The following is a 13,730-nucleotide window of genomic DNA, read 5'->3' as shown; positions in this document are numbered from 1 at the left end:
AAATTCAGGAGAAACAACAATGCGAAATATAGAAACCCGTTCCAACAAAATCGGCCCGGATGATGCAGGTCTTAACCAGATACTGACAGAGGTCCGCATGGAAGAACGCCGTGCACGTGCTGCGGCAATGGCTGCCCGTCTTGATAGCCTGGCGTGTCACATCACATCGCGCCAGCTTAATCACGTTGAGGCGGCGGAGCTGCTGCGCGTTGCTGCGGAAAACATCCAGAACGAAGCGCAGGAGATCCACTGATGGCTGATTCTATGGACCTCGTACAGCAGCGCGTTGAAGAAGAACTCCAGCGGCACATCCACACCGCCCGCAGTAAAGCGCCGGGCGTTTCCCGTGTCTTGTGCATTGACTGCGACGCACCAATACCGCCTGCCCGCCGCCGCGCTATTCCTGGCGTGCAGTGCTGCATCACCTGTCAGGAAATCGCAGAGCTGAAAGGCAAACATTACAATGGTGGTGCTGTATGAGCACCATCCTGAAATGGGCGGGCAATAAAACCGCCGTCATGCATGAGCTGAAAAAGCACCTGCCTGCAGGCCCGCGACTGGTTGAACCTTTCGCGGGTTCCTGCGCTGTGATGATGGCGACAGAGTATCCTCATTATCTTGTTGCTGATGTGAATCCTGATTTAATTAATCTATACAGTGTCATTAAAGACGATGCTGACCATTTGATATCTATAGCTAAAGACCTGTTTGCTAAAAATAATTCAGCAGAATGCTATTACGATATTCGAAAAGAGTTTAATCATGGTCGTGATTGGCCCGCTGTTTGCCGCTCAGCTATGTTTATTTTTCTTAATCGTCATGGTTACCGTGGCTTATGTCGTTATAACCTTAAAGGTCATTTCAACGTCCCATACGGTAATTACAAAGCACCTTATTTCCCGGAAAGCGAAATCAGAGCATTTGCCGAAAAGGCAAAGCGTGCCACCTTCATTTGCGCCAGCTATGAGAAAACATTGGCAATGCTGCAGTCGGGGGATGTTATCTACTGCGATCCTCCGTATGACGGTACATTTTCCACTTACCACACTGACGGATTTACCGAGGATGATCAGTATCATCTGGCGTCTATCCTTGAGCGCCGGGCATCAGAAGGCCATCCGGTCATTGTTTCGAACAGCGACACTTCTCTGACTCGTTCCCTGTATCGAAATTTCACTCATGACCGCATTAACGTAAAGCGCAGCATCGGCGTTGCCGCGGGCGAAGGAAAAAGTGCTGACGAACTTATTGCTGTACTGAAGCCGGGAGTATGGGCTGGCTTTGATCTAGCTGGCGGACCTGATTGCTCTGTCGTGCATGAGGTGCGCGCGTGAGTCATCACGAAGTTGAAAAGCACGGCGGAGCAGAAGATTCCGCCGCTGCTTTTGCCTGGAATATACCTAACAAGGCGATTAACCCATATCTGGACCCGGCGGAAGTTGCGCCGGTGTCAGCGCTTTCAAACCTGATCGCTCTCTACGCCAGCGACAACGAGCAGGAGCAGCTGCGCCGTGAGGCGATGAGCGATGAGGTCTGGGAACGCTATTTCTACAATGAAGCCCGTGATCCTGTTCAGCGTGAAATGGAGCAGGACCGGCTGATTAGCCATGCCAAAATGGCGCGCGAGCAGCAGCGTTTTAATCCCGATCTGGTCATACTGGCTGACGTTAACGCCATGCCGTCCCATATCAGCAAGCCTCTGCTGGAGCGGATTAAATATTTCCATAGTCTGGGCAGAGCAAAAGCCTATTCCCGCTACCTGCGTGAAACCATCAGGCCGTGCCTTGAACGCCTGGAGCGCGTGCGTGCAAGCCAGGTTTCTGCGTCATTCCGGTTTATGGCGAGCCACGACGGGCTGGAGGGCCTGCTGGTTCTGCCGGAAATGAACCAGGATCAGGTTAAGCGGTTATCTACCCTAGTGGCGGCACACATGAGCATGTGTCTGGATGCTGCCTGCGGTGAGCTGCTTGCGGATGAAGACGTTACGCCGGAAGAGATCCGCCGGTCATGGGAAAGGGTGGCCGCTGAGGCCATGCGCCTTGATGTTATCCCGCCTGCCTTCGAGCGGCTGCGCCGTAAAAAGCACCGCCGTAACCCGGTACCATACGAACTTATTCCGGGTTCGCTTGCCCGTATGCTCTGTGCTGACTGGTGGTATCGCAAGCTGTGGCAGATGCGGTGTGAATGGCGGGAAGAACAGCTGCGCGCCGTCTGCCTGGTTAACAAAAAGGCGTCCCCGTATGTCAGCTATGAGGCCGTGATCCATAAACGCGAACAGCGCCGCAAATCGCTGGAGTTCTTCCGCTCGCATGAGCTGACCAATGAGCATGGCGATACGCTGGATATGGAAGACGTGGTAAACGCCAGTAGCAGCAATCCGACGCACCGTCGTAATGAAATGATGGCCTGCGTTAAGGGGCTGGAGTTAATCGCGGAAATGAGGGGTGACTGCGCGGTGTTCTATACCATCACCTGCCCGTCGCGCTTCCATGCCACCCTCAACAACGGCAGACCTAATCCGAAGTGGACAAGCGGCACTGTCCGGCAGAGCAGTGACTATCTGGTGCATACGTTCGCCGCTTTCCGCAAGGCGATGCACAAAGCCGGGCTGCGCTGGTATGGCGTCCGCGTTGCTGAGCCACACCATGACGGCACCGTGCACTGGCACCTGCTTTGCTTCATGCGCAAAAAAGACCGCAAGTCCATCACTGCGCTGCTGCGTAAATTTGCCATCCGTGAGGACCGCGAGGAGCTGGGAAATAATACCGGCCCGCGCTTTAAATCTGAGCTGATCAACCCGCACAAGGGGACGCCTACCAGCTACATCGCGAAGTACATCAGTAAGAACATCGACGGCCGCGGCCTGGGTAATGAAATCAGCAAAGAAACCGGCAGATCACTGCGGGACAATGCCGAACATGTCAATGCCTGGGCTTCGCTGCATCGCGTCCAGCAATTCCGCTTTTTCGGTATACCGGGCCGCCAGGCTTATCGCGAGCTGCGTTTGCTGGCAGGCCAGGCCGCGCGACAGCAGGCCGATAAAAAAGCAGGTGCGCCGGTACTGGATAACCCGCGTCTGGATGCCGTGCTGGCGGCAGCCGATGCCGGGTGTTTTGCCACCTACATCATGAAACAGGGCGGCGTACTGGTTCCGCGTAAACATCACCTGGTCCGCACGGCTTATGAACTCAATGACGAGCCATCAGCCTATGGCGATCACGGCATCCGTATTTATGGCATCTGGTCCCCGATTATTGAGGGCCGGATTTGCACGCATGCGATGAAGTGGAAAATGGTTCGTAAGGCCGTTGACGTTCAGGAGGCGCCAGCCGACCAGGGCGCTTGCGCCCCTTGGACTCGTGGCAATAACTGTCCCCCTGTGGAAAAAATGTACGAAAACGGGGCCGTAAGCGGACAGGATTTACCGGATATAGCGGGTATGGATGAACGGGAGCTGCAGGAATATCTCCATAGCATGAGCAAAAAGGAGCTGAGGGAGCTAAATGCACGGCTTCGCATGGTTAAGCCTAAGCGCCGGAAAGGGTACAGGCCGGATGTGGATAATCAGCAGCACCTGCAGCTGGAGTATGAACTTAAATCGAGAGGCTTTGATGGTTCGAAGGCGGAGATCGATCTGCTTTTGCGCGGTGGCAGTATTCCATCCGGTGCAGGTCTACGTGTCTTTTACCGGAACCAAAGGCTGCAGGAAGATGACAAATGGTGCCAGTGGTACTGATGGAGGGGCGCATTCCCCCCCCCCCTTTTTTCTGCTACATCGGACACATCTGATTGAATGATAAAAAGTATTTTACAACTTAAAAAACGTATTATACTGTATGTATATACAGTACTTGGTTGTCCGTATGTAGGGATGTGGCATTACATATCCTGTAGTGAGGATCGGAGGGAAAATGCAGGACTATCTTTTGGAGTCGTTGAAGCTCCAGCGTATTGATTTTTTTATCAAGCTTGTAGCGGCTAGTGAGTGCAGCGATGAAGAGAAGCGGCTTGCTATCCAGTGGGTCTCAGAGCTGACTGATGAATTAATGGCGAAAATCCGTAGCCATGAGTATAGCCGGTCAATGGATGTTTCCAGTTAGGGGGATGATCTCCATGCGTGTCGAAATAATGATTGATAAAGAGCAGAAAATTAGCCAGGCGACACTGGAAGCACTCGAAACCGAGCTTTACCGCAACCTGATCCCTTTATATCCCAAGACGGCGATCCGCATTCGCAAAGGCAGTGCCAACGGTATCGAGTTGACCGGCTTAAAACTTGATGAGGATAAGCAGCGGGTAATGGAAATTATGCAGCAGGTCTGGGAGGGCGACAGCTGGTTGCATTGATAGGCTTCGTTTGTAATGAGTCATGTTTTATGAATTCGATAGTGGACAGCTAGAGGGATAAATGATTAATAGATAGCTTAAACATAGTGATGGGCGTAAAATCGCGCGCATTTTATTGGCAACGGATCTGAACTCAATGGCGGATAAGGCTCAATCAGTAAGTATTGTGTATCAAGGCAAAGCTCTTGACGATCACAAGATGGATATTCTTTCGTTTGCGAAAAGTTTGCAGGGACTAGGTGAGGCTATCTACTCTGCAAATGAGATTGTAAACGGAGGGCGCGACATTGAAGTTAACGTTGACGCTGAATTAATTGCCGGTTCCTTTGGGTTTGACATTGAGGTGGTACAACATCTTGCTAACGCTAAAGATGTTGTACAAATTTTAGGCTTGTCAGCCATACCTTTAGCCGTTGGCGGTGCTACAGTTTTAGAGGTTCTTAAGAAACTTAACGGACGTAAGATCGACATAGTTGAGAAAGCTAACGGTAGTGACAACGTTAAGCTGAAAGTCGATGGGGAAGAGATTGTTTGCTCAGAAGATGTCGAAAAAATCGTAAATGCTCCAGAGATTCGTAAGGCTGTTGACGCGTTTGTCAGACAGCCTTTGTTACAAGATGGTATCGACAATTTTGTGGTAAAACAATCGCGTACCTCTAAGAAAGAAATTCTCAACATTCATAAGGGTGAGGCCGAGGAGTTCAAGTCTCCTAAAGTTCTTTTTGAAACCAAAGAAGAAGTTGACGAGTTTGAATCAACGGTGACTTTCATTTCGGCGCATACTGACAAAAAAAGTGGCTGGCGTGTTGAGTTTGGCGGTGAAAAACGCAATGTCAGAATGGAAGATGATGAGTTCATCAAGCTTGTTACTGGACCTGACGCCCCTAAAATTTTTGGCGAATTGTTTGCTGTGAAGATGAAGAAGATAGTGAAAGATTCTGGTGGCCAGGTAGACGAAAAGTTATCGATCATTAAAGTGGGTCGACACTTTGCCGCCAAAGACAGAAAAATCAAACCTGATGCGGATTGAAAATGTCTATAGATATTAGTGTGTTAGGATGGTTGGGGCTGCTTGTTGCAGCTCCAGCTATATTTGTAGGTGCTAGAGTGGCTATACGTAGCCTGCTCGATCGAGTTATTGTCGAAACAAAAGTTTCTATCACTTATACTGATGCAAACAAAAATGTCTATAAAACAAAGATTTATATAAACAATGACGATGAGTTAATAAAACTCATAGATGATATAGCAGAGAAAAATAAGCGTGAGAGGAAGGAGTCAGCCTCTCATGCCTGAACAAAAGAAAACAAGCGGTAAAGCAGTCGGTGTTACAGGTGGTGGCGGTGTAGGCCTTTTCCTAATAAAGCTAGCTAGCTTCATTACAGACCCAACATGGAAAGACCTTTACATTGCTTCAATACCGATGGTGTCTATTCTTCTGAGTGAAGTTTTCACTTTTGCATGGACGATTTACGCTGTTGATCCGCAAGAAATCAAACTGAAAAGAAGGTTAAAAGCCCTGAAGAAGCAAGCGGAAGCAGTTTTAAACGCGCCTTCGCCTCCTGTTTCTCCAGAAATGCGCGAGAAAGCGCAGGCTCGTTATGACGTGATCTGTGGAATTGAAATGGGAATTTACCCCCTATCAATAGTAAATACGTTAGATGGAAAAGCATCCCCTGCAGCGCAAACGCAGGACGTTGATTAGCCGTTTCCACTTTGCATGACTATGCTGCATGAATCCGCATGATCGTTTGAGGATCGTTTTTGCTGAGGCCCGCCAGGAATGGCGGGCTTTTGCTTATGTCATGCAGGTGCATGAAAACCACTACATAAAGCGGGCAGGCGTGGCGGGGATACGAGCGCGCGCAGAAGGGAAAAAAAGAAAACTTGCAGGCATAAACAGTTAGGTTTACAACTTTCATCTTAGATGATTTTGTAGAACACACTGTTGTGCACTAAAGAAGAAGGAGCGAGCTTGTGTCATACGATGCCATAGTTTTAGATACACAAACTATTGATAATTATCACTGGCGTTTTAACGAAGGTATGCTTTCACGAATGAAGCAGTTTTGTCATAGTCAAGTAGACTTTCTTATGCCTGACATCGTGAAAAATGAAGTGCAAAGTCATCTATCAAAAAAAATTAAAGAATCACAAGACGCATTGGATAAATCTCTTAAAGATGCACTTGCACATTTTTTGCTAACAGAAAAAGAAACAGAACCTGTTTACGATAGTGCTATTAAAATGGTCAGTGCTGATGCGTTGGCATCTTCGATTATAGATGAGTATTTGACAAATTGCGGTGCGGTCGAATTTAAGTGTAGTGATTTAACAACACTTGATGAAGTATTTGAGGCATATTTTAATTTAACTCCGCCCTTCGCTGATAGAAAGAAAAGGAAGGAGGAGTTTCCAGACGCTACAGTTTTATTTGCAATTGAGGCTTATGCTAAAAAATTTGATAAAAAAATTATAGTAATTTCAAGAGATCAAGGATGGATTGAATACTGTGGTGGCTCAGATTATGTAACCTGCATTCAGGATTTAGGCGAAGCATTAACGCATTTTCAACCTAAAACAGCCCCATATGAGTTTGCTCAGCGTTTAATGTTTGATATAGAGGCAGGAAAATCCAATACCCTATTGGACTCTATTAAAAGTGCAGTTATTAGCCGTTATGATGATGTGAGTTTTATGGCAGAGGCTGATTCCTACCTTAGTTTTGAGCCGGAGGCTAACTATTGTCATGTATCAGACGTTGAATTTGAACCTTTTATTAATGTTATAGATGTTAGTCAAGATTATGCGACTTTTGAGATTAAAGCCACAGTAACATATGATGCCGAGTGTGATTTTAATTTTTATCATTACGATTCCATAGATAAAGATAATGTTTACTTGGCTGCTACAACGGAGTCTACAGAAGTTAATGATAATACCAGTGTGATATTTACCATATTTAATGATTTCGAGAGGGATTATGATAGTATGGACGCTGAGGATGTAGAATTAACGTCGGTTATCAAATATGTTGATTTTGGCAGTATTGAACCACATTATGAGCCTGAACAAGATTAACATTTAAAGGCTGGCCCTTCGCCAGCCATTACTTTAGTTTAATCGAGACTATACCTTTCAAAGGTTATGACTTCATCATCTAGCCATTCATTCAGTTCCTGCAGTCTCTTCTGGAGAGGAATTAATTCATTACGGACAAAGACGAGACTGGCCTTTTCCACATCACCAAAGCCGCCGGTATTGTTGGGAATAATGCCCATCATCTGCGGCGGTACGCGGTGTGCGGCCATCATGTCATCGCGACTCACATTCTTGATGTTCAGAAACTCATCTTTCGCCGCGACCTCCGACAGCGGGATGATCTGGATGCCGTCCTTTTTACCGTTGGGCGAATACATAAACAGGTTGCGGAAGTTGCCCGGCCCTTTGGCGCTTTTCATGGCCTGGCGGATGTTGTTCACGTCCTCCTGATTCTGTGCCGCATCAGTCATGTACATGATGAACCCGGCGTGACTGCCGTTGATGTAATACTTACGGCGAAACAGCGTAGCTGACTCGTTGAGCAGTGTTGAAGGGATCGCGGAGAGGTAGCCGGGAAGCCCGTAGATTTCCTGGTTAATGTCCGGCTCCATCAGGTGAAAGATGCTACCGTTGGTGAACTCATAAGGCTGGGTGGTCATGCCGTACTGCACGAACCAGTAAGTATCAAGGTCAATCCCGCGCCGGGTGTACTTCGCCAGTGATGGCTCCAGTGACAGGACGCCGCCCAGCCTGTTCGTCCGTTTTTCCAGATAGGCATTACCGAACACAAGATAGTCCTGGACGAAACGGGCAAAAGCCTGCTGGCTGAGCAGGCGGTGGGGGATGTAGGTACTACTGAGAATGTCACGCTTAACGGCAATCGGTGAGCTATGATGTACAGCGGCGCGATAGGTCCGTGCCAGCCCGTCAAAGCTCACCGGCGGCTCATACCAGCGGTCCATTTGCACACATTCTACATAGTCCAGAAGTTCGCGGCGGTCCAGTACCGGAATGGGATCGCCAAAGCTGAACGCCTGGGTAGTCGCTGCATCATTGGGTTGTACGTCAGGTGGCATCACATCCTCTGCGGTATTCTCAGTCATTAAAAAATCTCCACAATGTTGCTGGTATTGGCGGCTTCGCCCTGCAGCGGTTCGTTAAACAGTGCGTGCATCGTTGCCCAGGCTAAATCTGCGTGGCTGGCTTCTTCGCTGCGGCTGGCTTCGTAGGTAGGGCGGTTTCCGCTGGCGGTGGTGGCGCGGCGGATAGCCATAAATGACTGCGCAATGTCGGTATGCCCGGCGTCAAACTCCAGACGGCGGTGGCTGATAATGTCGTATGCCTTGAGCACCAGGGCGTTTTTGACGTTGGGGTTATAGACAAACTCACGCACGGCAGGGAAAAAGCCTTTTACGTTTTCATACACACCGTGACCGACGCCGGTGGAGTCAATGCCGATGTAGGTCACGTTATACTGCTGAGTCAGTTTGCGGATGGCCTCTGCCTGGGCGCGGAAGTCCATTCCGCGCCACTGGTGACGCTCAAGGATGCGGAACTTACCGCCGGGCACCGTCGGCGGGGCAATGACTACGCAGCCAGCGCTGTCACCGTTCTGGGTACCTTTCGCCGGGTCATAGCCGATCCAGACTTCGCGCCAGCCGAACGGGCGCAGGGCCAGCGCCTGAAAGTCTTCCCAGACTTCCCAGCTGTCCACCATGCAGGCCTGCAGGTCAGCCAGTGGGAAAACGGAGGCGAGATCGTCGATGAACTCACACATCAGCAGGTTCTGGTACTCGTCGGGGCTGTACTCCAGGCGCAGCTGGTCGAGGTCGAACAGGTTGCAGCCACCGCGCACGGCGTCCTCCACCGTCACGATCTGTCTGAACTGACCGTCAGCGCAAAGCAGACCGGCTGCAAGGGCTGAGTGGGTCAGGTCGATATCAACGCGATCAGCTTTTGCCCGCCCGCGATTGAACAGGGCGCCGGACCAGAACGGGTAAGCGCTGTGCGTCAGGCTGGAAGGCGTGGAGAAATAGGTCTGGCGCCATTTCTTGTGCAGCGCCATGCCGGAGGCGACTTTACGTAGCTCCTGAAATTTCGGGATCCAGAAATACTCATCAAGATACAGGTTGCCGTGGTAGCTCTGCGCGGTACGGGCGTTGGTCCCGAGAAAATACAGCGTGGCGCCGTTTGGCAGCACCATGGGATCGCCTTTTAATTCCACATCGACTTCTTTGGCAAACTCGATGATGTACTGCTTAAAAACATGCGCCTGGGCTTTACTGGCTGACAGGAAAATCTGGTTTCGCCCTGTAATCAGGGCGTCCATCAGCGCTTCACGCGCGAAATAATACGTAGCGCCGATCTGGCGCGATTTAAGCACGTTGCGGATGCGGTGCTTAATTCCTGCTTCCCACCAGTGGCGCTGATATTCAAACATGCCGTTGCGGAAAATTTCTTCCAGCTTTTCGATCTGTTCGTCGCTGAACTGGTTTTTTTCAGGTTGTTTGCGGGGGCCGCGGTTGCGGTTTTGCACGTTGGGATTTAGGTCCGCCTCATTACCACCGTTGTTAAATTTACCGATGCGGGCGTGTCGTTCTGACTGGCGCGCCAGCAGGTCTATTTCTTTAAAGTCTTTCCCTTCCTTGTGCTCCTTCATGATGAGCTGGCAATAGCGGGCGGCAGTGGTGAGCTGCATCTGATCGAGTGGGCCGTATTCGCCCCACTTGTCACGCTTTTTCCAGCTGTGAACGGTTGCAACTTTTTCGCCCAGCATTTCAGCAATGCGGGCTACGCGGTATCCCTGAAAATACAGCAGTAATGCCTGCCTGCGGGGATCGAGGTCTGCGGGGGTCATCGTTTCCATGGCACAAACATACGGCCTTGCCTGGCGCCTTTCCCCGGCTGGCCTTTGTATGGTTTACCGCACAAGGTCCGCGCGTTGTTTCACCCCCTCCATCGCAGCAACCATAAGGCCTCACAGAGTTATTTGATGGAGTCGGTCATATGGCTGTAAAAGCAAAGCGCTTCCGCATCGGTGTGGAAGGGGCAACGACAGACGGGCGCAATATTGAGCGTGCCTGGCTGGAACAGATGGCGGCGAGCTATGACCCGCAGGTGTATACCGCGTTGATTAATCTGGAGCACATCAAGGGTTACACCCCTGATAGCCCTTTCCGCCGTTTCGGTACAGTGGATAAGCTGGAAACAGAGGAGATTGCAGACGGCCCGCTGAAAGGGAAACTGGCCCTGTATGCGTGGATCACCCCGTCAGAGGACCTGGTGGCATATACCCGTAATCTGCAAAAGCTGTTTACCTCGATGGAAGTCAATACCAGTTTTGCCGATACCGGCAAAGCCTACCTGGTTGGCCTGGCGGCGACGGATGATCCCGCAAGCCTCGGTACTGAAATGCTGCAGTTTAGCGCCAGTGCCAGAAGTAACCCCCTGGCAGGCCGCAAGCAAAACCCAGAAAACCTCTTTACCGCCGCAGAAGAAACGCTGATCGAGTGGGAAGAAGTCCAGGACGATAAACCCTCCCTGTTTTCCCGCGTTGCCGCGATGTTCACGAAAAAAGAACAGAACGATGAAGCGCGTTTTTCTGACGTGCATCTCGCGGTGGAGCTGATTGCTACTGAACAGCAAAACCTGAGCGAACGCACTGATCACTCCCTGTCTGCGCAGGATGCGCGCATTGCTGAGCTGGAAGCCTCCCTGCAGGAACAGCAGACCGCTTTTGCTGAACTGGAGCAGCGGCTGAGCCAGGAAGACAGCCGCAAAGATTATCGCCAGCGCGCGCCGGGCGGAAACGCACCGGCAGGCACACTGACCAATTGCTGATGGAGCATAAGAACCAATGAAAAAGAAAACCCGTTTTGCCTTTAACGCCTACCTGCAGCAGCTGGCACGCCTGAACAACGTGGAAGTGGAAGAACTTTCCAGTAAATTCACCGTTGAGCCGTCGGTACAGCAGACGCTGGAAGACCAGATCCAGCAGTCCGCTGCCTTTCTGACACTGATTAACATCACCCCGGTGGATGAGCAGTCAGGCCAGCTGCTGGGTCTGGGTGTCGGTAGCACAATTGCCGGTACCACGGATACCACCACCAAAGAGCGCGAACCAACTGACCCGACAGTAATGGCGGACGTGGAATACAAATGCGAACAGACCAACTTTGATACGGTGCTGACCTACGCAAAGCTGGACCTGTGGGCAAAATTCCAGGATTTCCAGGTACGGATCCGTAACGCCATCGTGAAGCGCCAGGCTCTGGACCGCATCATGATCGGGTTCAACGGCGTGAAGCGTGCCAAAACCTCTGACCGCGAAGCCAACCCGATGCTGCAGGATGTAAATAAGGGCTGGCTGCAAAAAATCCGCGAAGATGCGCCGGATCATGTCATGGGCAGCGAAACCAAAGAAGGCGTGACCACCAAAGGCGCCGTGAAGGTTGGTAAGGGTGGCGATTATGCCAACCTGGATGCCGTGGTGATGGATGCGGTCAACGAGCTTATCGACCCGGTGTATCAGGATGATGATGATCTGGTGGTGGTCTGTGGCCGTGAGCTGCTGTCTGACAAGTATTTCCCGCTGGTTAACAAAGACCAGGAGAACACGGAGAAGCTGGCCGCTGATCTGATCATCAGCCAGAAACGCATGGGGGGCCTGCAGGCTGTACGCGCGCCGTATTTCCCTGCGAATGCACTGCTGATCACCCGCCTGGATAACCTGTCAATTTACTGGCAGGAAGATACCCGCCGTCGTTCTGTTATCGATAACCCGAAACGTGACCGGATCGAGAATTTCGAGTCCGTCAATGAAGCGTATGTGGTTGAGGATTACCGCTGCGCGGCGCTGGTCGAAAACATCCAGATGGGGGATTTCAGCGCGCCAGCTGTACCGGAAGGCGAGGGGGCGTAACGCATGAGCCTGAGTCCCGCACGGCAGCACCGCCTGCGCGTCCAGGCTGAACAGACCGCCCGACAGGGCGGCAATGTTCGCCACGCGACGGGGTATGACCTGATGCTGATGCAGCTGGCGGAGGACCGCCACCGCCTGAAAGGTATCCAGTCCACCGTGAAGAAAGCCCAAATCAAAGTGGAGCTGCTGCCCCGTTATTCCGCCTGGGTGGAGGGGGTGCTGGCTGCTGATGGTGCCCGGCAGGATGACGTGGTGATGTTTGTGATGCTCTGGCGTATCGATGCCGGTGATTATGCCGGTGCGCTGGATGCAGGGCGTCATGCGCTGCGGCACGGATGGGTTATGCCCATCGGAAACCGTAACGTCCAGACGGTGCTGGCAGAGGAAATGGCAGACGCTGCGCAGGCCGCCCTGCTGGCAGGTGAATCTTTCGATGCCGGGTTGTTACTGCAGACACTGGAGCTGACAGACGGCCAGGATATGCCAGACCAGTCACGGGCACGCCTGCATAAAGCGATTGGCGCTGTACTGACCGAAACCAGCCCGGCCTCCGCCTTGAATCACATCAATCATGCGCTGCAGCTTGATCCACGCTGTGGCGTCAAAAAAGAAAAACAGCAGCTGGAGCGCAGATTGCGCAATGACAGCCGTTAACGGAACGTGCCCCGCGCACGGGCGGCACGGGGTGGCGAAAGGCTTTTGCCACATCAAAACCCCGTCCACCGCCCACTATTTCAGGAGAAAGCCCGCATGAAGTTTGTTGCGCCTGAGCAGGCGCCGGAACAGGCGGAAATTATCAAAAATACGCCGTTCTGGCCCGATGTTGATTTATCAGAGTTTCGCAGCGTGATGCGGACGGATGGCACGGTGACGTCACCCCGTCTCGGACAACTCATCCGGTCTGCGATGTCAGAGGTCAATGCGGAGCTGTACGACTTCCGCAAGCGCCAGCAGGCGCTGGGATTTATGACGCTGGCCGATGTACCGGCGGACTTGCTGGACGGTAAAAGCGAACGCATTCACCACTACCACAACGCCGTTTATTGCTGGGCACGTGCGCAGGTGAATGAGCGTTACCAGGACTACGACGCCACGGCCTCCGGTGTGAAAAGGGGGGATGAGCTGGCGGAGGCCAGCGGCGATCTGTGGCGTGATGCGCGCTGGGCAATTAGTCGGGTGCAGGATGCGCCTCACTGTACGGTGGAGCTGATCTGATGAAAGTGCGTGCGTACCAGGGTGACACGGTGGACGCGCTTTGCTGGCGTCATTACGGACGCACGCAGGGCGTCACGGAGCAGGTACTGCAGGCAAATCCGGGGCTGGCTGAGCACGGCCCGTTCTTACCACACGGGCTGCAGGTGGAGCTGCCGGATATTGCCACCACTTCCACGGTGCAGACCGTCCAGTTATGGGACTGAAA

The 13,730-nt window shown here is 51.8% G+C and carries 18 protein-coding genes; 16 read left to right on the top strand and 2 right to left on the bottom strand.

Translation table 11 applies throughout. The features are described 5' to 3' along the window. The first annotated feature begins 19 nt into the window (after positions 1-19). From ABLV04_RS03765 to ABLV04_RS03715, 11 genes are all read left to right on the top strand, one after another. Positions 20-253 carry a DUF2732 family protein gene (locus ABLV04_RS03765; RefSeq protein WP_080784239.1) on the top strand — a complete coding sequence of 78 codons (234 nt, stop codon included), beginning with the start codon at positions 20-22 and terminating at the stop codon, positions 251-253. Beyond that, a complete protein-coding gene (locus tag ABLV04_RS03760; protein WP_020324003.1) occupies positions 253-480 on the top strand; it encodes a TraR/DksA family transcriptional regulator in 228 nt (75 codons plus the stop codon). The genes ABLV04_RS03765 and ABLV04_RS03760 overlap by 1 nt, the downstream gene beginning before the upstream one ends. Then, on the top strand, positions 477-1,334 hold the full coding sequence (locus ABLV04_RS03755; RefSeq protein ID WP_348815361.1) for a DNA adenine methylase: 858 nt from the start codon (positions 477-479) through the stop codon (positions 1,332-1,334). The genes ABLV04_RS03760 and ABLV04_RS03755 overlap by 4 nt, the downstream gene beginning before the upstream one ends. Continuing rightward, entirely contained in the window at positions 1,331-3,736 is a 2,406-nt protein-coding gene (locus tag ABLV04_RS03750) for a replication endonuclease (RefSeq protein WP_348815360.1), read from the top strand. Before ABLV04_RS03755 ends, ABLV04_RS03750 begins: the two co-directional genes overlap by 4 nt. 175 nt (positions 3,737-3,911) lie before the next feature. Then, a complete protein-coding gene (locus ABLV04_RS03745; protein WP_004144689.1) occupies positions 3,912-4,100 on the top strand; it encodes a hypothetical protein in 189 nt (62 codons plus the stop codon). A gap of 13 nt (positions 4,101-4,113) precedes the next feature. Beyond that, on the top strand, positions 4,114-4,347 hold the full coding sequence (locus ABLV04_RS03740; RefSeq protein WP_348815358.1) for a DinI family protein: 234 nt from the start codon (positions 4,114-4,116) through the stop codon (positions 4,345-4,347). Positions 4,348-4,483: 136 nt separating this feature from the next. Next, positions 4,484-5,377 carry a hypothetical protein gene (locus tag ABLV04_RS03735; protein ID WP_255056797.1) on the top strand — a complete coding sequence of 298 codons (894 nt, stop codon included), beginning with the start codon at positions 4,484-4,486 and terminating at the stop codon, positions 5,375-5,377. A gap of 2 nt (positions 5,378-5,379) precedes the next feature. Beyond that, positions 5,380-5,643, top strand: a complete 264-nt coding sequence (locus ABLV04_RS03730) for a hypothetical protein (RefSeq protein ID WP_255056796.1) — start codon at positions 5,380-5,382, stop codon at positions 5,641-5,643. Further along, positions 5,636-6,052, top strand: a complete 417-nt coding sequence (locus ABLV04_RS03725) for a hypothetical protein (protein WP_255056795.1) — start codon at positions 5,636-5,638, stop codon at positions 6,050-6,052. The genes ABLV04_RS03730 and ABLV04_RS03725 overlap by 8 nt, the downstream gene beginning before the upstream one ends. A gap of 28 nt (positions 6,053-6,080) precedes the next feature. Continuing rightward, positions 6,081-6,254 carry a hypothetical protein gene (locus ABLV04_RS03720; RefSeq protein WP_348815357.1) on the top strand — a complete coding sequence of 58 codons (174 nt, stop codon included), beginning with the start codon at positions 6,081-6,083 and terminating at the stop codon, positions 6,252-6,254. 70 nt (positions 6,255-6,324) lie between these two features. Next, positions 6,325-7,428, top strand: coding sequence for a PIN domain-containing protein (locus ABLV04_RS03715; protein ID WP_348815355.1), 1,104 nt, complete (start codon positions 6,325-6,327; stop codon positions 7,426-7,428). A 38-nt stretch (positions 7,429-7,466) separates the two neighbouring features. On the opposite strand, the gene ABLV04_RS03710 is transcribed toward ABLV04_RS03715, so the two are convergent. Further along, the gene (locus tag ABLV04_RS03710) at positions 7,467-8,465 is read right to left on the bottom strand and encodes a phage portal protein (protein WP_227513038.1); all 999 of its coding nucleotides are present in this window, start codon (positions 8,463-8,465) and stop codon (positions 7,467-7,469) included. 26 nt (positions 8,466-8,491) lie between these two features. Continuing rightward, positions 8,492-10,255 (bottom strand): terminase ATPase subunit family protein, encoded by a 1,764-nt coding sequence (locus ABLV04_RS03705; protein WP_177336084.1) that lies wholly within the window; start codon positions 10,253-10,255, stop codon positions 8,492-8,494. A 140-nt stretch (positions 10,256-10,395) separates the two neighbouring features. Here ABLV04_RS03705 and ABLV04_RS03700 point away from each other — a divergent pair, with 140 nt between their 5' ends. The 5 genes from ABLV04_RS03700 (at position 10,396) to ABLV04_RS03680 (ending at position 13,728) form a co-directional block, all read left to right on the top strand. After that, on the top strand, positions 10,396-11,229 hold the full coding sequence (locus ABLV04_RS03700) for a GPO family capsid scaffolding protein (protein ID WP_117094530.1): 834 nt from the start codon (positions 10,396-10,398) through the stop codon (positions 11,227-11,229). A 16-nt stretch (positions 11,230-11,245) separates the two neighbouring features. Beyond that, the gene (locus ABLV04_RS03695) at positions 11,246-12,310 is read left to right on the top strand and encodes a phage major capsid protein, P2 family (protein ID WP_004174298.1); all 1,065 of its coding nucleotides are present in this window, start codon (positions 11,246-11,248) and stop codon (positions 12,308-12,310) included. Positions 12,311-12,313: 3 nt separating this feature from the next. Next, positions 12,314-12,964 carry a terminase endonuclease subunit gene (locus tag ABLV04_RS03690; RefSeq protein ID WP_348815352.1) on the top strand — a complete coding sequence of 217 codons (651 nt, stop codon included), beginning with the start codon at positions 12,314-12,316 and terminating at the stop codon, positions 12,962-12,964. Positions 12,965-13,060: 96 nt separating this feature from the next. Further along, positions 13,061-13,525: a head completion/stabilization protein gene (locus tag ABLV04_RS03685; RefSeq protein WP_019704961.1), complete on the top strand. Its 465-nt coding sequence runs from the start codon at positions 13,061-13,063 to the stop codon at positions 13,523-13,525. Next, a complete protein-coding gene (locus ABLV04_RS03680; RefSeq protein WP_004144701.1) occupies positions 13,525-13,728 on the top strand; it encodes a tail protein X in 204 nt (67 codons plus the stop codon). The genes ABLV04_RS03685 and ABLV04_RS03680 overlap by 1 nt, the downstream gene beginning before the upstream one ends. Positions 13,729-13,730 lie beyond the last annotated feature (2 nt).

The organism is Klebsiella sp. JN_Kp127 (genome assembly GCF_040062505.1).
In the GTDB taxonomy this organism is placed as follows: Bacteria; Pseudomonadota; Gammaproteobacteria; order Enterobacterales; family Enterobacteriaceae; genus Klebsiella; species Klebsiella quasipneumoniae.
Note: the sequence above shows the minus strand (reverse complement) of the source record. Positions and strands in the feature narration are given on the sequence as shown.